Here is a 24,009-nt window from a genome sequence, read left to right as displayed (position 1 = left end):
GGCATCGTGTCTGATCTGATCGCCGGCGTCGTCGCGATGGTGGTGTGCGCTCCGGCGGCGTACGCGCTCGGGCCCTGGCTGCTGCGCAGGATTCCCGAGCCGATCCTGGAGGAAGGGCAGACCAAGCCGCGGTACGCCGAGTTGGCTACGCGGCGGGCCGCGATCTGGTGTGGGGTGCTCGCCGGAGTCGCGGGCGGGGTGGTCGGCTGGCGGATCGGCTTCGCGGGTGGGCTGGCGGCGTGGATCGCGCTCGTGGTGTCGGGCGCGGTGCTCGGCTACATCGACGCGCGGACGCGGTACCTGCCGTCCGCGATCATCTGGCCGACGTACGGCGTGGTGTCGGTCGCGCTGGTCGGCGCGGCGGTGGTGACGGGGCAGTGGCAGTCGCTGGGACGGGCCGCGATCGCCGGGCTGATCGGGTTCGGCGTGTTCTACCTGCTGTGGTTCGTGTTTCCGCGCGGGGTCGGGTTCGGCGACGTGCGGTTGTCGGGGCTGCTCGCGGTGGCGCTCGGCTGGCTCGGGTGGGGCGAGTTCGTCAGCGGTCTGTACGGCGGGTTCTTCCTCGGCGCGGTGCTCGGCATCCTGCTGACCGCGGCGAAGGTCTTTCGGCGCAAGGAGATGTTTCCTTTCGGGCCGTTCATGCTGGCCGGCGCGGTGCTCGGGGTGCTGTTCGGCGGACCGCTGGAACGCCTGTATCTGGGCTGAAACCGTCACCCGCACGTCTGACGGTGGACCGCCGGGATCCGCCGCCGGGTTGATGCCGTGAGCGGCCGGCGCCCTCTACGGTCGAACCTCCCGACCTAGGAGTCCGTCGTGCCGAACCTCAGTCGTCGCGGGCTGCTCGCAGGCAGCGCCGCCCTGCTCGCCGTTCCCGCCACCGCTTCGACCGCCACCGCTTCGAGCGCCGCCGTGGACCGCGGTCCGTCCGGCGGGAAGATTCTGCCCGACGACGTCCGCTACTCCGACCTCGTCCAGCGCGGCACCAACCGCCGCTTCGTCGCCGCCCCCGACTACGCCCGGGTGATCCGCTCGCCGCGTGATGCCGTCGACGCCGTCCAGGAAGCGGTCCGGGCGAACAAGCGGATCGCGATCCGCGGCGGCGGCCACTGCTTCGAGGACTTCGTCGACCACAGCGACGTCGAGGTGCTGCTCGACCTGTCCCAGTACGACGAGGTCACGTTCGACGAGCGTCACCGCGCTTTCTCGGTCGGCGCCGGCGCGACGCTCGAAACCGTGTACAAGGCGCTGTTCTACGGCTGGGGCGTGACTGTGCCCGGCGGGGGCTGCCTCGGCGTCGGCGTCGGCGGTCACTTCAGCGGCGGAGGCTATGGGCCGCTCTCGCGCCGGTACGGCTCGGTCGTCGACCACCTGTACGGCGTGGAGGTCGTCGTCGTGGACGCCCACCGCCGGGCCCGCCTCGTGCTGGCCACTCGAGACAACGAGCACCGGGACCTGTGGTGGGCGCACACCGGGGGTGGCGGCGGCAACTTCGGCGTGGTCACCCGGTACCTGCTGCGCAGCGTCGGGGCCCGCGGCGCGGATCCGGCGAAGTTGTTGCCCAAGGCCCCTGCCTCGCTGCTGTCCACGCTCACGGTCTACGACTGGAACACGGTCACCAAGGCCGGGTTCCTGCGCACGCTGCGCAACTTCTTCGACTTCTACGAGCGTCACAACGCGCCGGGTTCGCCGTACGCGACGCTGTACAGCCCGTTCATCCTGACCCACAAGTCGGCCGGCGGGTTCCTGCTGTCCACCCAGATCGACGCCGGTGTACCGAACGCGGCGAAGCTGCTGAAGGACTTCAACGCCGCGATCGTCGCCGGGGTCTCGCCCGCGCCGCAGCTGATCGACCAGGGGGAAGGGCCGTTCCTGCACAGGACGATGGAGCGGTCGATCGCGGAGGACGTCGCGCCGGCCCGCGCCAAGTACAAGGCCGGCTACCTGCGCAAGGGCTACACCGACGCGCAGCTCGAGACGATCTACCGGCAGCTGACCGACGCGTCGTACCAGGGACCGGAGACCAGCCTGCTGTTCGTCCCGTACGGCGGTCAGGTGAACACCGTCGCGCCGGACGCGACCGCGACGGCCCAGCGCGACGTGATGATGAAGATGGTGATGGCGGCGGGCTGGCAGGACCCGGGCCAGGACGCGGTGCACCTGGAGTGGCTGCGCAAGACCTACCGCGACATCTACCGCGACACCGGCGGCGTACCGGTGCCGAACGCGGTCAACGCGGGCTCGTACATCAACTACCCCGACGGTGATCTGGCCGACCCGGAGCAGAACACGTCGGGCGTGCCGTGGCACTCGTTGTACTACCTCGGCAACTATCCGCGACTGCGCCGGATCAAGAAGACGTGGGACCCCGGCAACATCTTCCGCCACCGGCTTTCCATCGAACCCGCTGAATGAGAAGCTGTCCCGGCCCATCGAACCGGTGGGCCGCCGGCCGGGGCGCCGGGCCTGATCCTCGGGGGACGGGCCGGACGCCTCGGCCGTTTCACCAGCCTGGGTAGCGATTCCGCCACGCGGTCTCGGGACCGTACTCGCCGTGCAGGTGCGTGCCGCGGGTGAACTCCAGCACCAGATCGTCGGCCAGCTGCAGGATCGCGCCGCGGCCCTCGACGGCGAACACGAGCTCGGCCGGCAACGCGGTCTCGCCGTGCAGCGCGCCGAGGATGTTGCCGCAGATCGCGCCGGTCGAGTCGCTGTCGCCGGAGTGGGTGACCGCCAGTGCGAGCGCGTCGAGGAACTGGCCGGGCTCGGGACGCGCCAGGGCGGCGTACACGCCGATCGCGAGGGCCTCCTCGGCGATCCACCCGCCGCCGAGTCGCTCGACGGTCTCCACGCCTGGTGCGGCGCTCGCGGCGAGCTCCCGTGCTGTGGTCAGTGCCGCGGTGGTCTCCTCGTGGTGTTCCTTCTCCTCGAGGATCCGCTGGGTCGCGTCCAGTGCCGCGTCGAGGTCGGCGCCGTGGACGATGTGGTGAACCAGTACGGCGAGCGCTCCGCTCGCGAGCTTGCCGGTCGGGTGCCCGTGCGTGTACCCGGCCGACTCGGCTGCCGCGTCGAAAACCCAGTCCGCATTGTTCTCGTACGGCAGCAGGCCGAACGGCGCCGAGCGCATCACCCCGCCGCAGCCCTTGGAGTCGTTGTTCGCCTGGGCGCCGAACTGGGGGATTCCGTCACCGCCCTTCCGCGCTTCGGTGAGTGCGGTCAAGCAGGTGTTGCCCGGAGCGCGCCGGGCGTACAGCCACTGCTCACCCTGCAGCCAGCCGTCCCGCTTGCCGCTCGGTCCTGGCAACTGCTGCGTGTCCAGCCACCGGTCGAAGGCGTGCTGGGTGACGGCAACGGTCAGTCCCAGTCCGCGATCGGTCCGGACGCCGGCCCGGATCAGGCCCTCGACCGCGAACAGCGTCATCTGGGTGTCGTCGGTCACCGTTCCCGGCGGCCAGTTGTTGCCGCCAGCAAGGAAAATCCGGAGCCCCCCGGGGTGCTCGGCGACGATCGTGCGCCCGTCGGTGAACTCCACCGGCCCGCCGAGCGCGTCGCCGATCGCTCCACCCAGCAGGCATCCGCGGACCCGCGACCGATACTGCTCTTCCTCCCGCCGCTGCATCATGAGGGCGACTGTAGTCCGGTCAGCAGGGCATCGGCTCGAAGCCTCCGGCACACCATCGCTGGCGAGAGACTTCGTCGACCCGGGCGTCGAACGACTGCTCCTGACACGCTCGCAACGCTTGCCGGAGTGCGTCGGGAAGTTCTGCCGCGAGGTTCAGGTCCGGCGCCGTGACCCGAGCCGGCGCGGTGATGCCCTGGGCCAGGAGATCGAGGCGCGCCGTCGAGCTGACGAGCAGATGGGGATCGAGGTCGGCGAGCAGGTCCTCCAGCTCGTACTCGACCTTGTGCTCGTCGCGCGGTACGCCGATGTTCACGCTGGTCGCGGGGGACCGGCCGCAGTTCTCGCCGACGTGGTAGTAGCCGGCCGGCCAGTAGAGCAGATCCCCGGGCTCCACCTCGACCGCGAAGGACTCCGGTACGAAGCGCGCGTAGTCGACCACGCTGCTGACCGGCTCGCTCCAGGGGCGCTCGGCCCAGAACCGCATCCGCTTGCGCTCCCGCAACCCGAACATGAACGTCGCGAACCGGTCTTTGTGCACGCCCACCGGACTGTGGTCGTAGTTGCCGTGGAACATCGTCGTGATCGCCCCGGTCAGCGGCAGCCCGACCTGCTCCCACAGCCCCGCGAAGAACTCCCGCTCGCGGCTCCACAGCCCGCGGTCGAAGGCGTGGAACCCGCTGACGATCAGCGCGTACCCGCGATCCCCGAGCCGCTCAGCCAGCCGCTGCTCGTACCGGTCGAACGTATCGTCCGCCGCTGTCGGCAACAGCTCCAGCCGGTCGCCCTGCTGAGTCCGCTCGACGGTGAACTGCGCGTTCGGCGCCCGATGTCCGTCGTACGAGGACTCCTGTGCTCGCACCGCCGCGGCGAAGACCTCCTCGGCCACGAACGGCACCGGTTGCACCCCACGGATCAGCACTGGCCGCTTGTCCCAGTAGTGCTCGGCGAACTCGGCCCAGTCCAGGCCGGTCAGTGTCACCAGGTCGCTCATGCCACCACCTCCACAGCTCGCAGCGAGTGCAGTCGACGCAGCAGCGGCAGGTACGCGTCGTCGCGCGCCACCACCTCACCGCACTGCAACTCAGCCAGCACGCCATCACCCCCACCGATCGTGAACGCATGCCCGTTGACCGCCCACAGCCACCGGTCGCCGTCACGCATCCGGTAGACCGGAGAGACGGCCCGCACCCGTTGTCCGGCGACCAGCTCCGACCTCTGTGGTGCGGGCGCCGGCTCCAGCGCTCCTGCACTGACCCGGCTCGCCCACTGCACCCGCAAGCTCCGCTCGACCTCCGCGCTACGGCTCAGCTCAGCCAGCTCGGCAGCCGTCTCCACCAGCGGCTTCATGGGCCGCCCAGCCTCAGCCATCGGCAGGTACGGCGTCGCATCCGTCCCACGCCGCCGGTTCAAGCCGGCCAGCAGCAACTCGGTCACCGGCCTCGCCGCCAGCTTCCCGTCGACCGGCACGAGCAGCCGCAGCCACAGGCACTCGGTCCCTCGCACCGAAGCCGCACCAGGCGGCCACGACAGCAAGTCACCCTCGTCACCGACCAGTGCGACATCACCGGTCTCAACCTCCAGCCGCCCGTGCAGCACCCAGACGAGCGTCAGATATCCGTCCTCACTGACCTGCTGCGCGAGTCCGTCCGTCACCACCAGCTCCGACGCCACCGGCACCACCGGTACGCCGATCTGCTGCCACAGCGGCTCGATGTACCTCCGCACCTGCGACCAGACTGAATAGTCGAGCATCAACGGCTCCCGCACTCGCAGCAGGAACGGCTCGGCCTGTCGGCGATGCAGGTACTCCTTCAGCGATCCGTCCTCCAGCCCAGGCAGGAGGTCACCCGGCGCACCGACCCGCCCACTCAGTCGGTGGAAGCGCACCTCCGGCAGCGCCCGGAACCGCGTCCCGTCCCGGAACGGCGTCGCCGCGGCCACCACAGCGCCGTACGCCGTACTGGCGCTGAGCGGCGCACCGGCGCCGGGCAGGTGCAGCGGCTCGGACTGCCAGGGGAGAGCGGTGAAGGCTGTCCAGTCGGTCATCGAACCTCCAAGGGGAATTTCTCGCGCAGGCGCTCCGCGTAGTCGGCCAGCGGTTGCAGGCCGAGTGCCTGCCGCCGCTCGTCGACGGCGTCGGGGTCTTCCAAGGGACAGGGGACGAGTTGCCCATCGACGGCGTTGAACTTGGTGCCGTAGACCTGTGGACGTCCTTCGGCGACGCACAGCGCATCGGTCAGATAGGCAACGTGGCGAGGCGGTACGTCGACCGCCGCTGTGAGCCGGTCCAGACAGGCTCGCTGGAACTCGGGCTGGTTCTCCAGATGCTGGACCAGGCGGCAGGCGGCCTTCGCAGCCGCTTCACCGACCAGCAGCGGGCCGGGCCAGCCGTGCTCGTCGATGACCTGCTGGAGCCAGGTCGCCGCGGTGGTCGTGAGCTTGGTGAGTCGCTCGGCGATCGTGTCGTCGGTGAAGCGGCCGGCGGCCCACTGGGCCCGCCAGGCGGCGTCCACGCCGTCCAGCTTCAGCAGACGCTCACGGATGGCGGTGAGCTGATCAAGCGCCGCCAGCTGGAGAGTGACCTTCGACCCGTTCCAGCGGTAGCAGACCCAGCGGTTCGTCTCGGCCCAGTCGAAGCTGACCGCGCCGTGGTCGGGATCCTGTACGGCGACCCGGGTGCTGTCGTCCGCCAACAGGGTCGGTGAGTGGAGCTCCGTGGCGATCGGCGCCACCGCGTCGCGGAGAGCCGTGCCCAGCCGGGACAGCGTGAGCCCGCCTGCCCAGTCCAGCTGTGGCGGGACGGTCCGGCCCGTGGCGACCGACGTACTCGTCTCCGGGTCCCAGTGGCGAAGTGGGCCGCCGTTGGTCGAGCGGTAGAAGTACGGGACGTCGTGGCGGAGCAGCTGCTCGCGCTCAGCCGGATCGAGGTCGTCGGGCAGTGGAGTGCCGTCCAGCAGCCAGTCGTCGAGCATGTCGCCGTACTGGGAGGTCGAGCGGAGCAGGACGCGAGTGGTGGCGGGCTGGTCGAGCACGGCCCGCAGTCCGGACACGTTGGTGCACATCAGCGTCCAAGCGTCGAACATGCCGCGCAGGAAGCGCCCGAGGTGGGCGCCGTACCCCGTACGCCGGGCAGTGTCCGCGACGACCGTCCGCGTCTCGTCCCTGGCCCACGGAGCGGTCCGGCGCCAGGGCTGGAGACCGTCTCGCTCCACGAGGCAGTTGGTCGGCCCGTCGGCGGCGCAGAGCCGCGGCTGGGTCTCCAGCCCGACGTGGTGGTGCTGAGCGCCCTCGCCGGCGACCAGCCCGGTCTCCGACAGGCGCCGGACGTCGACGAAGGCCAGCTCCAGGTCGATCGGGTACATCAACGGGTCCGGGCCGCCGACGTACAGGTTGCCCTCGCTCAGATCGGTGATGCCGAACCCGAAGCAGGCGGCGGTCAGCGAGCCGGCACGATGCCAGAAGAGCTCAGCCTGCTCGGCGGTCAGCACCGCACCGGACAGGCCGGGCCGGATCACGTCCCACTGGGCGGGCCGCTCGATCCAGGTCTGCCACTCGTAGCCGTCGCGGGGGAGCAGTTCCATCACCGGGAGCCGAACGGTCTCCGAGAGGCTGTTGAGCAGCGCGAACGCGGACGCCTCGGGCGCGAGGAACAGCCGTCCGACGTCGGCCGGGCGTGGTTTGTAGGCAACGCTGCGGCCGTCCGGGAAGTCGACCCGCAGGACCCGGCGGCGGCCGTTGTGCGTCTCGCCGTCGTGCGCGGTCAGGCCGGTGACGGGGAGTTGGCCGTCGAACCACAGTCGTCTCGCGTCGTCGCGCAGCCGCCGCAGGAATTGTTGCAGGAAATCGAGAAAGCCCACCGCTTGATCGACCGGCCGAAAGCGCTCCGCGGTGCCGGAAAGGCAGGCGAGGAATATCGGTCCGACCAATGGCCCGAACAATGCGCCGTTCGTCGGCCGGAGAATTCCCGCAGCGGTCGTCCCGGGGAATTCCGTCCGCAGGTTATCGCAGCCCGCCGTCAGGGTGGCAAACATTTCGAGCAGGATCGAAGAGTCGGGCCGGTCGAGCAGTCCGGCCAGCTGTTCGGCGTCCGCCGGCCCGCTCAGTTGCCGCTCGACCCGGACCAGCCCGTCCGGATCGAGCGCCACCACAGGCGGGAACAGTCCGGCCGCCGTACGAGCGTGCACCGCGGACACCAATGCGTCGCGCGCCGCCCGCACGGCGGCCGGATCGGTCACCGGATCAGTCGAAGTCGCAGTAGACCTTGACGCAGGTGCCGGCGGCACCCTCGGCGCCCATCGCGGGCAGTTCCGACTCCAGGTCGCCGATCACCAGGTCGAGCTCGTGGCTGATGTCCATGATTTCTCCTTGGGATTGTTGAGGTGAATCGTGTCCAGCACCGGGTCCGACGATCGTCCGGCCGGAATAGTTTCCGGATGGCGGGTATTGGTTGCTCCGCGAATTTGCGCCCCGAGGTCTCGTGAATGGCCTGGCGATTGATTTGCGCGGCGGGTTCTCGGTGTGCCGGGCCGGTTCGGGGGTGACCGGTCGCGGGTGGCTCGGGTGAGACTGCCGACCGGTGGTCCGGGCCGCCGTGGGAGAATCGCCGCATGCTGCGCTGGCTCACCGCCGGCGAGTCGCACGGACAAGCGCTCGTCGCCGTACTCGAAGGTCTTCCCGCAGGCGTTCAGGTCACCACGGATCACGTGGCCGACGCCCTGGCTCGTCGTCGGCTCGGTTACGGCCGAGGCGCCCGGATGAAGTTCGAGCGGGACGAGGTGACGTTCCTCGGTGGATTCCGGCACGGACTGTCGCTCGGCAGCCCGATCGCCATCCAGGTCGGCAACACCGAGTGGCCGAAGTGGGAGCAGGTGATGGCTGCCGACCCGGTCGACCCCGAAACGCTGGCCGACCTGGCCCGCAACGCGCCGCTGACCCGGCCGCGGCCCGGTCACGCCGACCTGGCGGGCATGCAGAAGTACGGGTTCGACGAGGCCCGGCCGGTGCTGGAGCGGGCGAGTGCGCGGGAGACCGCCGCCCGGGTCGCGCTGGGCGAGGTCGCCGCGCGGTTCCTGCGGCAGGCGTTCGGCGTGACGATCGTCAGCCACGTGGTCGAGCTCGGCACGGTCAAGGCGCCGTACGGGCTGCTGCCGTCGTACGCGGATGTGGACAAGCTCGACGCCGACCCGGTGCGCTGCCTGGACGCGGACGCGAGCAAGGCGATGGTCGCCGAGATCGACGCCGCGCAGAAGGCCGGTGACACGCTCGGCGGCGTGGTCGAGGTCGTCGTCGACGGTCTGCCGCCGGGCCTCGGCAGCTACGTGCACTGGGACCGCCGGCTGGACTCCAAGCTCGCCGGTGCGCTGATGGGCATCCAGGCGATCAAGGGCGTCGAGCTCGGCGACGGCTTCGAGCTGGCCCGCACGCCGGGCTCGAAGGCGCACGACGAGATCGTCGCCGAGGACGGGACGGTACGGCGTACTTCTGGTCGCTCGGGCGGCACCGAAGGCGGCATGAGCACCGGCGAGACGCTGCGCGTGCGGGCCGCGATGAAGCCGATCGCCACGGTGCCGCGGGCGCTGCGCACGATCGACACGAACACGGGCGAAGCCGCGGCCGCGCATCACCAGCGGTCGGACGTCTGTGCTGTTCCGGCGGCCGGGATCGTCGCGGAGGCGATGGTCGCGCTGGTGCTGGCGGATGTGTCGCTGGAGAAGTTCGGCGGGGACTCGGTGGTCGAGAGTGCGCGGAACCACCGGGCGTACCTGGCGGGGTTGCCGGACACGATCCAGCCGCGCGAGTGGGGTACGGAGTGAGCGGTCCGATCGTCGTCCTGGTTGGCCCGCCCGGGTCGGGCAAGTCGACTGTTGCCGCGCTGCTCGCTGCCAAGTTCGGTGTGGTGCATCGCGACACGGACACCGACGTGGAGACCACGGCGGGCAAGCCGATCTCGGACATCTTCGTGGACTCCGGGGAGCCGGTGTTCCGTGAGCTGGAGCGGGCGGCGATCGTTGCCGCTTTGCAGGACCCGGGCGTGGTGCTGTCGCTCGGCGGCGGCGCGATCCTCGACGCGAACACGCGGGCGGATCTCGCCGGTCACACCGTCGTCTTTCTGGACGTCTCGGTCGGTGAGGCCGCGAAGCGGGTCGGTCTCGGCGTCGCCCGGCCGCTGCTGCTCGGCAACGTGCGTACCCAGTTGAAGAACCTGATGGACGCGCGGCGTCCGCTCTACGCGGAGGTCGCCAAGTTCACGGTGACCACCGACGGCCGGACGCCGGAGGACATCGCCGACGAGATCGCGGAGCAGCTCGGATGACCGACAGCAACCCATCGGCCGATCCGGCCGCGGCCGCCGGCTCGACCGCGGCCGCCGGCTCGACCGCGGCCGCCGACTCGACCGCGTCCGCCGATCCGGCAGCAGTCGCCGGCTCGGCTGCGTCCGCCCCGGCGGATCCCGGCGCGCGGCGGATCCGCGTCGCCGCGGCCGCGCCGTACGACGTGGTGATCGGCAACAACCTGCTCGGTGAGCTGCCCGGCCTGCTCGGCGACGGCGTGCAGCGGGTCGCCGTCATCCACCCGCGGGCGCTGCGGGAGAGCGGCGACGTGATCCGCGACGACCTGGTCGCGGCCGGGTTCACCGCGCACGCGATCGAGATCCCCGACGCCGAAGAGGCCAAGTCCGCCGAGGTGCTCGCGTACTGCTGGTCCGTGCTCGGGCAGGCCGGCTTCACCCGGTCCGACGCCGTGGTGTCGATCGGCGGCGGGACGACGACCGACCTGGCCGGATTCGTCGCCGCGACCTGGCTGCGTGGCGTGAAGGTCGTGCACATCCCGACCACCCTGCTCGGCATGGTCGACGCGGCCGTCGGCGGCAAGACCGGCATCAACACGGCCGAGGGCAAGAACCTGGTCGGCGCGTTCTGGGAGCCGGCCGGTGTCCTGTGCGACCTGGCCGCGCTGGAGACCTTGCCGCGTAACGACTACGTGAGCGGCCTGGCCGAGGTCGTGAAGTGCGGGTTCATCGCCGACCCGGTGATCCTGGACCTGGTCGAGAAGGACCCCGAGGGCGCCACCAGCCCGGCGTACGAGCACACCGAGGAACTGATCGCCCGCGCGATCCAGGTCAAGGCCGACACCGTCGGCGCCGACCTGCGCGAGCGGACGACGACCGCCGGGGGAGCGATCGGGCGTGAGGCGCTCAACTACGGCCACACGCTCGGCCACGCGATCGAGCGGACCGAACGCTACAAGTGGCGGCACGGCGCTGCGATCAGCATCGGCATGGTTTTTGTCGCCGAACTCGCCCGTGCTGCAGGCCGGCTCGACGACGCGACCGCCGACCGCCACCGCACGGTCCTGGAATCGCTGGGCCTGCCGGTCAAGTACCGCGCCGACGCCTGGCCGCACCTGCAGGACGCGATGAAGCTCGACAAGAAGACGCGGGCCGATCGGCTGCGCTTCGTCATCCTGGACGCGCTGGCCAAGCCGACGATCCTCGAGGCGCCGGACCCGAGTCTGCTGGTCGCGGCGTACGCCGAAGTCAGCTGACCGCGGCGGGCAACGCGCGAGCGTGCAGCACCTCGAGCCGTGACACCGCCCGGGTGAGCACCACGTAGAGCCGATTGAGCCCCCGCTCCTCGGCGTCCACGATCTCGGCCGGCTCGACGACGATCACATGGTCGTACTCGAGCCCCTTGGCCAACGTCGCGGGCACGACGGTCACCCGCTCGTCCTCGACGCCGTCCGCCTGCAGCGAGGACTCGAGGCCGGCCGTCCTCTGGTCGGCCACGATCACCCCGATCGAGCCTTCGTCCTTGAGCGCCGCCCGTACGGCGTCCGCGCAGCTCGCTTCCAGGTCCTGGACCTGCTGGACACTCAGCCGCCCGTCGCTGCGGAATGATTGTGTCGGCGGCACGTCGACATCGAGTGCCGACAGCAACCGATTCGCCAGGGCCACCACCGCGGCGGGCACGCGATACCCGGTCGTCAGCGTGACGATCTCCGCGTTCGGCTTGCCCAGATGCGTCAGCTGCTCCGGCCAGCTCCGCGCCGCCCAGGGCGTCGTGCCCTGCGCCAAGTCGCCCAGCACGGTCAATGACCCGTGCTCACTGCGTCGAGCGATCGCCCGGCACTGCATGGGGGAGAGGTCCTGCGCCTCGTCCACGATCACCTGCCCGTAGCCCGCCACGCGACTGGTCAGCCCGCTCAACTCGTCGAGCAGCACGGCGTCGGCGGCGGTCCACCGAGCCGACTTCGCCTTGCGTCGCCGCGGCCACCGGATCGCCGCGCGTTCCTCGGCACTCAGGAGCTCGTCGGTCGGGTCGCTCAGGAACTCGGCCAGCACCTCGTCCGGCTTCACCGTCGGCCACACCGCGTCAACCGCCGGCGCGACGGAGCGCGCCATCTTGCGTTGCCAGATCCCGTTGCAGTTCTGCCCGCGCGCCTCCGCCTGCCGCTGCAACGCCGCCACCAGCCGCGAGATCACGCGCTCCCGCCCGAGCCCGTACGACGTGGCTTCGGCCCGCGCGTCGTCGACCATCTGAGCGAACTCGTCGCCGGTGACGCGCCACCTGTACGAGCTGTCCGGCACGACGACCGCGTCGATCGGCGTACTGATCCTGTCGTAGAGCGCTCTCCGGAGGATCTCGGCCATCCGCGCGTCGTGCTTCACCGCCGCGGCCTCCGGGCTGTCGACGGCATCGATGCCGATGGCAAGCAGTTCGCCGATCGTGGTCTGCTCGACGTCGACCTCGCCGAGGGTGGGGAGCACCGCGGAGATGTATTCCAGGAAGGTCTTGTTCGGCCCGAGGACCAGGACGCCGCTGCGCTTCAGCCGGGCTCGGTGGGCATACAGCAGGTATGCCGCCCGGTGCAGCCCGACCGCGGTCTTCCCGGTCCCCGGCGCGCCCTGCACGCACACCGAGTCCTCCAGCTCGGCCCGCACCAGCTCGTCCTGCTCCGGCTGGATGGTCGCCACGATGTCCCGCATCGGGCCAACTCGGGGACGCTCGATCTCTGCCCGGAGGATCCCGCCGATCCCGGCGACGACCCCGTCGCCGATCCGGGGATCGCGCTCTCTCTGCTCTGCACCTTGCTCATCGCCCCGGCTCCGTGCGAGCGACTCGTCCTCCAAGCTCGTCAGGTTCTCGCCGGCCCAGCCGAAGCGCCGGCGTACGGCAACTCCTCTCGGCTCGTCCACGGTGGCCTGGTAAAAGCTCGTCGCCACCGGCGCCCGCCAGTCGATCACCAGCGGCGGACGCCCGATCGCGTCGGAGATGTGCCGGCGACCGAGGTAGTACCGCTGTCCCCGATGCTCCTGCGCCTGCTCGTCGTCCCGGTATCCGATCACGCCGAAGAACGGCGGTCCGCCGGCCTCGTCGTCCAGTTGCCGCGCGAGGCTCTTCAGGTGATACCCGAGGCGTTCGGCCGTGTAGCGGTCGCCCCAGGTGTCCTCGCCGATCACCACGTTGTCCCGCGCGCCGGAGATCATCGCGTGCAGGGCGGCGCGGCAGCGGTCGGCGTACCGGCGTTCCTCCTCCAGTCCTCGCATCCGCTCTCTTCCCCAAAGATTAACTCGGTCAATGTTTTGTCCAGGTTAACACTTCGGCTAGAGTCGGCGCCGTGACCGGATTGCGTGAGCGCAAGAAGCAGCAGACCCACGACGTGTTGTCGCAGGTCGCGATCGAGCTGTTCCTCGCCCGCGGCTTCGACCAGGTGTCCGTGGCCGACATCGCCGCGGCGGCGAACGTCTCCAAGCCGACGTTGTTCAAGTACTTCGCCACGAAGCAGGACCTGGTCCTGCACCGCTTCGCCGACCACGCCCACGAGGCCGCCCGGATCGTCCGTACGTCGCCGGCGCCGCCCGCGGAGGCGCTGCTCCAGCACTTCCTCGACGGTCTCGAACGCCGCGACCCGGTCACCGGGCTGAACGACCACCCCGACGTGATCGCCTACTACCGCCTGGTCTTCAGCACCCCCGCGCTGGCCGCCCACCTGCAGCAGTTCATCGCCGCCGACGAGGCAGCCCTGGCCGAAGCCCTGGGCAACGACCTCGACGCGCGGCTCCTTGCGGCGTATCTGATCTCCACCCAGCAGATCCTCGCCCAGCGCAACTGGCAGGCCGTCGCCGACGGTCAGACCGCCGACGCCCGCCACCCGCTCGCCGTCGCGGAGGCAACGCAGGCCTTCACCGCGCTGGGCACTAGGGTTGCCCTGTGACCGCGCGCAAGGTACTCGTACTGAACGGACCGAACCTGGGCCGCCTCGGCTCCCGGGAACCCGACGTGTACGGCGCGACGACGTACGCCGACCTCGTCGCCGACTGCGAGAAGACCGGCGCCGAACTCGGCCTGACCGTCGAGGTCCGCCAAACCGACGACGAGTCCGAACTCGTCGGCTGGCTCCACGAGGCCGCCGACAATCAGTACCCGGTCGTGCTCAACCCGGCCGCCTTCACCCACTACTCGTACGCGCTCCGCGACGCCTGCGCCCAGCGCACCGCCCCGCTGATCGAGATCCACATCAGCAACCCCGCGGCCCGCGAGGAGTTCCGCCACACCAGCGTGGTCGCCGCCGTAGCCACGGGCACGATCGCCGGCTTCGGTCTGAATTCGTACCACCTGGCACTGCGCGCGATCACCACCCTCGACTGACGTCACTTGGTCCTCCCGGTCGTGGACCTGGTCCCGGATCGCGGTCCCCTACGGCCGGCAGAGCCCCGGGCCGCCGGACGCCCACCTGCCGATCAGGGCGTCGCGGTCTCCTCCGCCGGTGGCCGGATCGTCTGGTCGGTCGGCGAGTACTGCCTGATCGCCACCCTCGGCTGCCCGCCACGCGCGGTCGGCACGCCGAGCACGCGGTACGCCCGGTACGCGGCGCACGCCGGTACGCCCGGCACGCCGACCACCTGCCGTCGCCGCCCTCGACGGACCGCCGCGCGCGGCGGCACGCCGGTACGCGGGTACGCCCGGCGCGCCGACCACCTGCCGTCGCCCCCTCGGCTGACCGCCACGCGCGGTCGGCTCGCCGCGCACGCCGGCACGCCGGGCACGCCGGCACGCCGGGCACGCCGGCACGCCGGGCACGCCGGTACGCCCGGCACGCTCCGCGCCCGGCGCGCCGGTACGCCCCGTACACCTGGCACGCCCCGTACGCCCGTACACCCGGCACGCCCTCTGTACGCCGGCCACTCGCCTGAACACCCCGTCGCCGTCGCCGTTGTCGCCGCCTCGACCCTTCGCATCCCGGTCTTCGCCGTCCGACCCGGAGGCCTGGTCTCCGCTCCGGCGTTTCGTGGGTTGACCCTCGAGGTGGCCGTTTCGGGGCCCGAATTCGGCCGGTCAACGGTGGATCTTGTGGGTTGACCCACCAAATGCGATCCGGCCGCCACCAGCGAAGCCGGTACGCCGGAGCGGCGCACGTCGGCGACGACGCGGCCGCCCTCCGACCTGCCCGAACGCCTGTCCGTGCGTGCAGCCCTCCGACCTGCCCGAACGCCTGTCCGTCTGGGCAGCCCGTGCGGGCAGAGAAGGCTGCCGGGAGGGCAGGAAACGGGCATGAGACGCCGGTGAAACGGCGACGGGGCAGGCTGTGTCGCAGGTCGGGGTCCCGGGGAAACGGCGTGAACCGCCGGCTGTGGCAGTCGGACCTTGCGGAATCCATCGGGGGACCACAGGGCACGACCGCGGCGGCCGGCGGTGAGCGTCGGCAGGTGCCTGAAGGGGCAGCGCGTCCGGGACCACGACGAATCGACCGAGCTTGGGGGTTTGTGTGACTGCGGATGCGATCCGTTCCGTTCAACACTCTGGGGGAGTGATGCCCGTGAAACAGCGCCGGATACCCGTCTGGGTGAAGGCACTCGACCCGCTCTCGCAGTTCGGGCTGGTGCACGCGCTTCGGCCGCGGCCGGAGATCGCTCTGCTGAGCGAGGCCGATCTGCCCGGGATCCAGCAGCCGAACGACCAGCGCCCCACCCCGCCAGCGGTCGCGCTGATCGCCGCCGACTCGCTCGACCCGGTCGCGATCCAGGTTCTCCGGTCGGCGACGCAGCGCGGCTGCCGCCGGACCGTGCTGATCAGCAGCGCGATCGACGACGACGCGCTGATGACCGCGGTCGAACTCGGCGTCTCCGGCGTACTGCGCCGTGCCGAGGCAACTGCCGATCGCATCGTCCACCTGCTGCAGACCGCCGCCGCCGGTGACGGCAGCCTGCCGCCGGACCTGCTCGGCCGGTTGCTCGGCCAGGTGTCGCGCATGCAGCGCCACGTCCTGACGCCGCGCGGCCTGTCCCGCACCGGCCTGTCCGACCGGGAGACGCAGGTCCTCCGACTTGTTGCCGACGGCAAGGACACGCAGGAGATCGCGCGCGAGCTGTCGTACTCGGAACGCACGGTGAAAAACGTCCTGCACGACGTCACCAGCCGGCTCCAACTCCGCAACCGCTCCCACGCGGTCGCGTACGCCCTGCGCGAGGGGTTGATCTAGACGCGACCGAGGTTTCCTTTCTCAGCCCGGCGCTTGGAGGGTGGCGCCGGGAGGAGAGGGAACACGGCTCGCGAGTCAGTCCGCGGCGGGGTTCAACTACAGCTCGGGAGATGGCAGCCTGATCGCGCCGCTCCACCTCCCGAGCCGGGAAGATTGATCGCGCGCCGGGCCGGGCAGCGTGCCTGCGAGGACGTCGCGGGCCTCCCCATTTGGTCGGTTAACCCGTCGGCTGGTGGGTTCTACCTGTGCAGACGGGCATCGAACCCACCAGTTGGCGGGTTAACCGTCCAAGAATGCGGCGGGTGTAGCGGCACGAGAAGGATGCGATGAGGGTGCGGCGGCTGCTAGGTGAGGTAGCGGTCGGCGAGTTCCTCTAGTGGTAGGTCCTGGGCCGACTCGATGATCTTGTCCGCGGTGGAGCCTAGCGCCTCGTACGCCGTGGTGCGGGCGTGGGCGACGTCGGCGAGTTCGTCGGGGACCTGGACGGGGAGACCGAGTTCGGTGCGGTGCTGTTCGGTCGCGGCGAGCAGTTGTAGGCCTTCCTCGGCGCGGCCTTCGGCGACCGCCAGGCAGGCGATCGACTCCAGGGCGCCGCACATGCCCATCGAGAACGCGCTCTCCCGTGCTCTTCGCAGGCTCTCGACCGCCCAGCGGTGGGCCAACTCGTGCTGTCCGGTCTGGCGGGCGACGATCGCCAGGTTCTCCATCGCGATCGCGACGCCGCCGAAGTCCTCGATCTCCTGCCAGCGGTCCCGGGCGGCCTCGAAGAGCTTGGTCGCTTCTGCTGGGCGGCGGAGGTTCCGGTGGGCCAGGCCCATGTAGTTCAGCGCCGAGGCGCGCGCTCTCCGGGTGACGCGATCGTCGGCCCGGCAGCGCTGTTCGACCTCCTCCGCGTGCGCGAGCGTCGCGACCATGTCGCCCTCCGCGAGGCAGGTTCGGGTGAGTGACATCAGGCCGATCGTCACCCGCTCCTCGTCACCGAGCGCGCGGAAGGCCGCCAGGGAGCGCTCCCCGATGGTCCGGGCCTCGGTGATTAGTCCGCGGTTGCGGGTCAGACTCGCGAGTGTGCTCAGCCCCGCGGCGTACTCCTCGGAATCCGGCGGCAGCACCGCCAACGACCGCTCGAGCCACTCGGACGCTTCGACCATCAACCCACGTCCGGGCCAGTACCACCACAGCGGTGCGACGAGCGCGCTCACCTTTTCGGCCTGCGCGCCCTCGCCCAGGCACCAGTCGACCGCCGCGAGCAGGTTGGCCTCCTCGGCGCCGACGCCGGTGTTGTTCCGTGCGCCCATGCCTTCGTACCGGCGTACGAAATAGCCGTACCACTCGACGTGCCGGCCACGGAGGACTTGTTCTTCGCCGGCTTCGCGCAGCCGCTCGAGGGCGTAGTCGCGGACGGTCTCCAGCAAGCGGAACCGGACTCCCTCGGCGCTGCTCTCGACCGTCAGCACACACCGCTCGACGAGCTCCGCCAGCACCCCACCGACATCTTCGGCCGCCAGCACTTCACGTGCGTTCGCTTCCGCGGTGACGAGTTTTGCATCTGATGGCGGATCGGTGGCAGGGGTGCCCGATGAGCTGCGAGGAGCTGCATCTCTCGGGGCGGCGCTGTCGGTCGGAGTGCTGGGACCGTCCGCCTCCACGGGGTCGGTACGCGGGCTCGTCGGTTCGTCGGTTGAAGGCGACGGGTCGGCGATGACTGCCTGGGCGGCCTCCGCGGTGAAGCCGCCGGCGAAGACGGACAGGCGGCGGAGGGCTACTCGCTCCGGGGTATCGAGGAGTTCGTGGCTCCAATCGAGGGCTGCGCGGAGGCTGGTGTGCCGGATTCCTGCGTCGCGCGGGCCGCGGACCAGGAGGCGTAGGCGGTTGTCGATGCGTTCGGCCAGTTGGGTGACCGACAAGGTGCGGGTCAGACCGGCGGCTAGTTCGATGGCCAGTGGGAGGCGGTCGACGGCTGCGCAGATCGCGTCCACTTCGGGGCCGGGCTCGGCGGCGCTGCGGGCGCAGAAGAGTTCGGCGGCCGCGGCGGCTGCCAAGGGGCGGAGACGGCGCTCTTCCTCGGCGGGGATCCTCAGCAGGCGCTGCGAGGTGACGATGACCGAGGTGCCGGCGCCGAACTTCAGGAGATCCTCGACGAGGGCGGCGGTGTTGTCGACGAGGTGCTCTGCGTTGTCGAGTACGAGGAGCCCGCCGGCCAGTTCCTCCGCGCAGCGGGCCAGCGGGTCTTCCGAGCTTCCGTCTACGCCGAGGGTTGCCGCGAGCACGGCGACCAGACTGTCCGATGATCCCAACGGGCCCAGGTCCACCCAGCCGATGCGGCGTCCGCGGGCGCCCTCTCGCCAGGCGACTTCCCGGGCCAGGCGGGTCTTGCCGACTCCGGGACCGCCGGTCAGCGTGACCACTCGGGCGTACGGCGCGGTGTCGTTGGCGTACGGCTCGGTGCCGCTCACTCGCGCCACGTCGGACGACGATCCGCCGCGTGCTCGCGCCACGTCGGACGACGATCCGCCGCGTGCTCGCGCCACGTCGGACGACGAGGTTCCGCGTGCTCGCGCCACGTCGGACGACGAGGTGCCGCGTGCTCGCGCCACGTCGGATGACGAGGTGTCGCTTGCTCGCGCTACGTCGGTGGGGGATCCCGCCTGGCCGCGGCCGGGTCGCGACCCGTTGTGGGCGCCGTCGCCCATGACGCCGATCCGTTCGCTGTCGGCGGCGTGGGCCTCCGCCCGGTCGACTGACTGGTCTCCGGCGGCGGGGGTGTCCGCACTGTCCATCCGCCGGGTTCCGCTGTCGGAGACGTCGCCGCGCGACCGCGGCGCGCTGCCACGCACGGCCTCCCGGTCGAGCGCCTCGGGTGCCGCGATCTGCGCCAGCAGTTCGGCGTACTCGCGGTCTCGGCCGACGAAGGCTTTGTGGGCCTGGGGCAACGAAATCGTCGGTGGCAGCTGGTGCGTTGGGGGAGTGGGGACGGACGGGCGCGGCGAGGTGCGGAGGGTGTGGGCAGGGCCAAGCGTTCCGCTGCTGCGGAGTTGGGTTTCGAGGGCGGCGGTTTCGGGGGACGGGTCGATGCCGAGTTCGTCGGCCAGGCGTTCGCGGAGGGCGTCCAGGCGGGAGAGCGCTCCCTGAAGATCTCCGGCGCGGACGGCGGCGGTGGCTGCGAGGCGGACCAGGCGTTCGTGCAGCGGGTACTTGCCGATGAGGCGTTCGAGTTCGTCCTCGATTCCGCCGGTGCCGAGTTCGAGGCCGCTTTCGATCCAGTCCAGGCGGAGTTCGACGCACAGCGATTCGAGTCGCTGCTGCTCGGCTACGACGAACGGGAGGTCCGGCAGGTCGTTCAGTGGGTCGCCGCGCCAGCAGTTCAGCGCGGCATCGGCGGCGGCGTGCGCTTCGGCCCAGCGGCCGGCTCGCCGGGCGGTCTCGAGTTCGGCGACTCGGTGGGTGACTTCGGCCAGGTCGTCCGCGACGGCGTCGAGGCAGAAGCCGGCTGCTGTGCGGTCCAAGGCCGCGCTCTCTTCGCCCAGCGCACCGCGCAGTCGGGAAGCGAGCACTCGCAAACGGGCTGAGGGCCGCGCGAGGTCGGCGTCGCCCCAGAGGTCTCGTACCAGCACGTCGTCGGAGACGGCTTCACCTTTGGCCAATGCGAGCCGCACCGCCAGCGCACGCACCAAGGGCTGCCGTACGACGATGCCGCGCGGCCCGACGCCGGCGTGCGGCTCGGCCTGATGCCGGTTCGCCGCGGCGCCCGGCTCCGAGTGGTGCGGGTCGGGATCGGCGCCCGGCTCCGAGTGGTGCGGGTCGGGCGCGGGGTCGTGCGGGTCGAGCGTGGGACTCGACTCCGGGTGGAGGGGATCGCGCGCGGCGCCCGGCCGGGTGTCGACGGTCGGAGCGGTGCCGCGCGTGACGATTTCCACCGGGCCCAGGACTCGTACCCTGAGCCGAGGCTCGTCGCCGCGTCGCGTTGTCACCTCACCACCGCACCCAGGTCCGCCATCCACGGAATCCTCCCATGCCCGGCGCCGGTCGGCGGTGTGAATTCCGTCGCCGAACGATCACCCACGGTGAAAACCACGCTTTCTTGCTTGAGGCAACCAACAGCTGACCGCAGCGAAGCGACCGGGCTTCGGACCGCTCAGATCGAGCCCCCGCCCGTCTACAGTGGGCAGCATGGCCGGGCAGCGCGTGCGGGCTGGAGCTGTGGGATGAACGGCGATCCTCGGTACGCCGAGGCGCTGCGGGCCGGGCTGGTCGACGTGCTGAGATCGCAGGGAGCGCTCTCCAGTGATCGGGTCGCGGCCGCGTTCCGGGTCGTGCCGCGGCACGTGTTCGTACCGGATGTGCCCATCGAAGTCGCCTACGCCGACGACGTCGTGCTGATGAAACGCGACGACGAGGGCGTGGCGATCAGTTCGGTGTCGCAGCCGGCGATCGTCGCCGTGATGCTGGAGCAGGCCGGGATCGAGCCGGGGCATCGCGTGCTGGAGATCGGGTCCGGCGGCTACAACGCGGCCTTGCTGAGCGAGTTGGTCGGCGCGGACGGCGAGGTCACCACGATCGACATCGACCCGGAAGTCACCGAGCGGGCGTCGGCGACGTTGCGAGCGGCCGGGTACGAGGCGGTCCGGGTGGTGCGGACCGACGGCGTCGAAGGCTGGGACGCCGGCGCGCCGTACGACCGGATCGTGGTGACGGTGACCGCGGGGGACATCGCGCCGGCTTGGATCGACCAGTTGGCACCGGCCGGGCGAATCGTCGTACCGCTGCGGATCCGCGGCCAGACCCGGTCGCTCGCGCTGGACCTGCAGAGTGACGGGTCCTTGCGCAGCCGGTCGAGCGTGAACTGCGGGTTCGTGTCGATGCAGGGCGCCGGCGCCGAGCACGGGCGGGTGGTGCCGGTCGTGGACGACGACGTCGTGCTGCGGATGGACTCGGACCAGACCATCGGCAAGCCCTCGCTGGACGGGCCGGCCGTCGTGCGGTGGACGCGGGTTCTGCTGGATCGCGAGGAGCCGTTCTGCCAGCTCGACCTGTGGCTCGCCTCGGTTTTCGAGCAGTACTGCGTGATGTCGGCCAGCCGGGCGGCGGTGAAGAAGCGTCTGGTGCGCCCGGCGTTGCGCTGGGGCGGCGCGGCCGTCGTGCGCGGCGAGACGATCGCCTACCTCGCCTCCCAGGCCGGCCCGAAGCGGGACCTGGTCGAGCTCGGTGTCCGCGCCCACGGACCGGCCGCCGTGCTGCTCGCGGAGGAGGTCGCCGAGCAGATCCGCGCCTGGGACGCCGTGCAACGCGGCCGGCCCGACCCGGTGTTCCTGATCCACCCAGCCGGTACGACGGACCTGCCGGACGGCCCGCACTTCCGGACCAGGAACTGCGTCGTCACGCCGCGCTGGGACTAGTACTGACCCGCCGCTGGGGCTAGTGCTCACCCCACGCTGGGACTAGCCCAGACCCGGCCGCCCGTGGTCGCGAACGGTCTTCCAGAGCTCGTCCATGTCCGAGCGGTCGCCGGGCTCCGGCGGGTCGACCCAGCCACTGGCCCAGCTCTCCTTGTCGTCCTGATCGGTGTCGAAAATCGACTCCGCGAACGCGGCCGACCCGACGTACCTCTCCCGCGGACCGTCCTGAGAACCCGACCCGGACACCGCCGCCGAGCCACCGCCCTCACGATCACGCCCGACCGCACCGTCACCGGCCGCGCCCTCACCCGACGTCCCCGCCGGTGCGACCAGCGACCGCGCCCGCTTCTGCGCGTCGATGATGCCGAGATCCTGCTCGTCGCACAGCAGCCGCACGGCCGCGACCTCGTTGCCCGACTTCATCAGTTCCCGAACGCGCTGGTCGAGATCGCGCTGCGACACCTTCGGCTGTACGGCGCGCTGCCCCGGCGCGGGCGGTGCGTACCACGGCGCCGGCGGCTGGAACTGGCCCGGCTGGGCGAACGGCATCGCCTGCTGAGGAGCGCCCGCGTACGGCGTGGGGCCGGCGTACTGGCTGTCGTGCAGACCGGCCATCTGCGCGGAGTTCTGCACCGGCATCCCGGCGTGACCCGGGCTGCCGTAGCCCTGCGGCTGCTGACCGCCCTGGCCGAAGGCCGGCTGGGTGTACTGCCCCTGCAACGTCGACGGCTGGATACCCTGCTGGGCCTGCAGCCGCGCGATCAACCGCTGCGCGCGCGGCGACGGCGTACCAGGGTTTCGCCCGCCGCGGTCAGCGGCGTTGAGCCGCCGGGTGACGACCGTGATGACGATGAACACGATCACCGGGATCAACAACGCTTCGACCATCGGGCGACCTCTCTCGGCGGCGCGGACAGACCTGCCACCTCCACCCTAGGGCCCCGGGGGTCCGCACGAATCGGCCGATCGGTGTCCCGACCGCTACAATCCGGTGTACCGCTGATCGATCTTCGAAGGGTTCCCACGCGTGGCAACGACGAACGACCTCAAGAACGGCATGGTGCTCAACCTGGATGGGCAGCTGTGGTCCGTCGTGTGGTTCCAGCACCACAAGCCCGGCAAGGGTGGCGCCGTGATGCGGACCAAGCTGAAGAACGTGCTGTCCGGCAAGGTGGTCGACAAGACCTTCAACGCCGACGTCAAGGTCGAGGTGGCGAACGTCGACAAGCGCGACATGACGTACCTGTACAACGACGGCTCGGCCTACGTCTTCATGGACAAGTCGACCTACGAGCAGCTGACGATCCAGCCCGACGTGGTCGGCGACGCCTCCCACTTCCTGCTGGAGAACCAGGACGCGATTGTCGCGGTGCACGAGGAGCTCCCGCTGTACGTCGAGCTGCCGGCCTCGGTCGAGCTCACCATCGAGTACACCGAGCCCGGTCTGCAGGGCGACCGCTCCACCGGCGGCACCAAGCCGGCCAAGCTCGAGACCGGCTACACGATCAACGTCCCGCTGTTCCTGACCACCGGCGAGAAGGTCAAGGTGGACACCCGGACCGGGGACTACCTCGGCCGCGTCACGTCCTGACCGCCCGTCTTCGGCTGGAGCTGACAACCGAACATGTCTGCCCGTAGCAAGGCCCGCAAGCGCGCGCTCGACGTGCTGTACGAGTCGGAGGTGCGCGGCCTGGCCGTCGGCGGCACGCTGGCCGACCGCGTGGCCGACAACGACCCGCCGGTGAACGAGTTCACCGTGGCGCTGGTCGAGGGGGTCGCGGAGCACATCGCCGCGATCGACGACCTGCTCGGCACGCACTCGGTCGGCTGGACGCTGGACCGGATGCCCGCCGTCGACCGCAACATCCTGCGGATCGGCGTCTACGAGCTGCTCTTCGACGACCAGGTGCCGGACGTCGTCGCGGTCAGCGAGGCGGTCGCGCTCGCCCGCGACCTGTCCACCGACGAGTCGCCCGCGTTCGTCAACGGGCTGCTGGCCCGGCTGCTCCAGCTCAAGCCGACGCTCGGCGTCTGAGCCGCTCGCCCCGGATCCCGGGCGACCGGCCGGGCCGTCCCGACGGCCCAGCACAACGGCCCCTACAGCGACCCAGCAAAACGATCAGGCCCGGTACCGCCTCGGTGCGGTGCCGGGCCGATTCGACGTCCCCGTGTGCGGCGCGGGGGGAACGGCCCCGGCCTGATCGAGTCGTCACCGCGAACGGTGCCGGCTCGTGCTGCTTTGGTGCAGCTCTTCCTCACTAGGTTCTTGCGTGGGGTGCTACGTCCTGACAGCTGCTGCGTCGACCCGTACGTCGCGGCGCGTGGTCCAGGGAGTGCGCCTGGCGTGCGACGAAGGTGGTTCCCCGGCCGTGGAGCGCCGAGGACTCGCGGGTCAGCTGGGCGAGCGACGGGCACGTCCAGCCGGTGACAGCGAATCGTTCAGGAGGGCCCGCCACAGTGAAGTGGGGCGGGCAGGCGGCCGTGGGCAAGCTGCTACGAGCCCCGACCGTCTTGGTC

Annotated in this window: 19 protein-coding genes; 11 read left to right on the top strand and 8 right to left on the bottom strand. The window is 70.8% G+C overall.

Translation table 11 applies throughout. The features are described 5' to 3' along the window. Positions 1-6 precede the first annotated feature (6 nt). A complete protein-coding gene (locus BWI15_RS13095; RefSeq protein WP_237771260.1) occupies positions 7-705 on the top strand; it encodes a prepilin peptidase in 699 nt (232 codons plus the stop codon). A 108-nt stretch (positions 706-813) separates the two neighbouring features. Then, positions 814-2,412: an FAD-binding oxidoreductase gene (locus BWI15_RS13090; RefSeq protein WP_077014573.1), complete on the top strand. Its 1,599-nt coding sequence runs from the start codon at positions 814-816 to the stop codon at positions 2,410-2,412. A gap of 88 nt (positions 2,413-2,500) precedes the next feature. Here BWI15_RS13090 and BWI15_RS13085 read toward each other — a convergent pair whose 3' ends face one another. From BWI15_RS13085 to BWI15_RS13070, 4 genes are read right to left on the bottom strand one after another with little or no spacing between them, the layout of a single operon-like run. Next, positions 2,501-3,619: an ADP-ribosylglycohydrolase family protein gene (locus BWI15_RS13085; protein WP_237771259.1), complete on the bottom strand. Its 1,119-nt coding sequence runs from the start codon at positions 3,617-3,619 to the stop codon at positions 2,501-2,503. A 19-nt stretch (positions 3,620-3,638) separates the two neighbouring features. Then, positions 3,639-4,610, bottom strand: coding sequence for a JmjC domain-containing protein (locus BWI15_RS13080; protein ID WP_077014572.1), 972 nt, complete (start codon positions 4,608-4,610; stop codon positions 3,639-3,641). Continuing rightward, a complete protein-coding gene (locus BWI15_RS13075) occupies positions 4,607-5,665 on the bottom strand; it encodes a hypothetical protein (RefSeq protein ID WP_077014571.1) in 1,059 nt (352 codons plus the stop codon). The genes BWI15_RS13080 and BWI15_RS13075 overlap by 4 nt, the downstream gene beginning before the upstream one ends. Then, positions 5,662-7,854, bottom strand: a complete 2,193-nt coding sequence (locus tag BWI15_RS13070; RefSeq protein ID WP_077014570.1) for a DUF4135 domain-containing protein — start codon at positions 7,852-7,854, stop codon at positions 5,662-5,664. The genes BWI15_RS13075 and BWI15_RS13070 overlap by 4 nt, the downstream gene beginning before the upstream one ends. Positions 7,855-8,226: 372 nt before the next feature. Here BWI15_RS13070 and aroC point away from each other — a divergent pair, with 372 nt between their 5' ends. From aroC to aroB, 3 genes are read left to right on the top strand one after another with little or no spacing between them, the layout of a single operon-like run. Continuing rightward, entirely contained in the window at positions 8,227-9,432 is a 1,206-nt protein-coding gene (gene aroC / locus BWI15_RS13065; protein WP_077014569.1) for a chorismate synthase, read from the top strand. Next, positions 9,429-9,932, top strand: coding sequence for a shikimate kinase (locus BWI15_RS13060; RefSeq protein ID WP_077014568.1), 504 nt, complete (start codon positions 9,429-9,431; stop codon positions 9,930-9,932). The genes aroC and BWI15_RS13060 overlap by 4 nt, the downstream gene beginning before the upstream one ends. Continuing rightward, entirely contained in the window at positions 9,929-11,164 is a 1,236-nt protein-coding gene (gene aroB / locus BWI15_RS13055) for a 3-dehydroquinate synthase (protein ID WP_237771258.1), read from the top strand. The genes BWI15_RS13060 and aroB overlap by 4 nt, the downstream gene beginning before the upstream one ends. Here the strand turns inward: aroB and BWI15_RS13050 are convergent. Then, positions 11,157-13,166, bottom strand: a complete 2,010-nt coding sequence (locus tag BWI15_RS13050) for a HelD family protein (protein ID WP_077014567.1) — start codon at positions 13,164-13,166, stop codon at positions 11,157-11,159. The two genes, aroB and BWI15_RS13050, sit on opposite strands and share 8 nt — an antisense overlap. A 71-nt stretch (positions 13,167-13,237) precedes the next feature. On the opposite strand from BWI15_RS13050, the gene BWI15_RS13045 reads away from it, so the two are divergent. Then, the gene (locus BWI15_RS13045; protein ID WP_077014566.1) at positions 13,238-13,834 is read left to right on the top strand and encodes a TetR/AcrR family transcriptional regulator; all 597 of its coding nucleotides are present in this window, start codon (positions 13,238-13,240) and stop codon (positions 13,832-13,834) included. Continuing rightward, positions 13,831-14,268, top strand: a complete 438-nt coding sequence (gene aroQ / locus BWI15_RS13040) for a type II 3-dehydroquinate dehydratase (RefSeq protein ID WP_077014565.1) — start codon at positions 13,831-13,833, stop codon at positions 14,266-14,268. The genes BWI15_RS13045 and aroQ overlap by 4 nt, the downstream gene beginning before the upstream one ends. Before the next feature lie 92 nt (positions 14,269-14,360). Here the strand turns inward: aroQ and BWI15_RS38770 are convergent, their stop codons facing one another. Continuing rightward, entirely contained in the window at positions 14,361-14,759 is a 399-nt protein-coding gene (locus tag BWI15_RS38770; protein ID WP_143465542.1) for a hypothetical protein, read from the bottom strand. 671 nt (positions 14,760-15,430) lie between these two features. Here BWI15_RS38770 and BWI15_RS13035 point away from each other — a divergent pair. After that, positions 15,431-16,099: a helix-turn-helix transcriptional regulator gene (locus BWI15_RS13035; RefSeq protein WP_077014564.1), complete on the top strand. Its 669-nt coding sequence runs from the start codon at positions 15,431-15,433 to the stop codon at positions 16,097-16,099. Positions 16,100-16,443: 344 nt separating this feature from the next. Here the strand turns inward: BWI15_RS13035 and BWI15_RS13030 are convergent, their stop codons facing one another. Beyond that, positions 16,444-20,013: a BTAD domain-containing putative transcriptional regulator gene (locus tag BWI15_RS13030; protein ID WP_077014563.1), complete on the bottom strand. Its 3,570-nt coding sequence runs from the start codon at positions 20,011-20,013 to the stop codon at positions 16,444-16,446. Positions 20,014-20,301: 288 nt separating this feature from the next. On the opposite strand from BWI15_RS13030, the gene fxlM reads away from it, so the two are divergent. Beyond that, positions 20,302-21,492: a methyltransferase, FxLD system gene (fxlM, locus tag BWI15_RS13025; RefSeq protein WP_077014562.1), complete on the top strand. Its 1,191-nt coding sequence runs from the start codon at positions 20,302-20,304 to the stop codon at positions 21,490-21,492. Positions 21,493-21,534: 42 nt separating this feature from the next. Here the strand turns inward: fxlM and BWI15_RS13020 are convergent, their stop codons facing one another. Next, a complete protein-coding gene (locus BWI15_RS13020) occupies positions 21,535-22,380 on the bottom strand; it encodes a hypothetical protein (RefSeq protein WP_077014561.1) in 846 nt (281 codons plus the stop codon). Positions 22,381-22,519: 139 nt separating this feature from the next. On the opposite strand from BWI15_RS13020, the gene efp reads away from it, so the two are divergent. After that, positions 22,520-23,083: an elongation factor P gene (efp, locus tag BWI15_RS13015; protein WP_077014560.1), complete on the top strand. Its 564-nt coding sequence runs from the start codon at positions 22,520-22,522 to the stop codon at positions 23,081-23,083. Between the two features lie 33 nt (positions 23,084-23,116). Continuing rightward, complete coding sequence (gene nusB / locus BWI15_RS13010) at positions 23,117-23,527, top strand: transcription antitermination factor NusB (RefSeq protein ID WP_077014559.1); 411 nt, start codon at positions 23,117-23,119, stop codon at positions 23,525-23,527. Positions 23,528-24,009 lie beyond the last annotated feature (482 nt).

The sequence above is a fragment of the Kribbella sp. ALI-6-A genome (genome assembly GCF_001984195.1).
Taxonomy (GTDB): domain Bacteria; phylum Actinomycetota; class Actinomycetes; order Propionibacteriales; family Kribbellaceae; genus Kribbella.
This window is presented reverse-complemented; position numbering and strand designations above follow the sequence as displayed.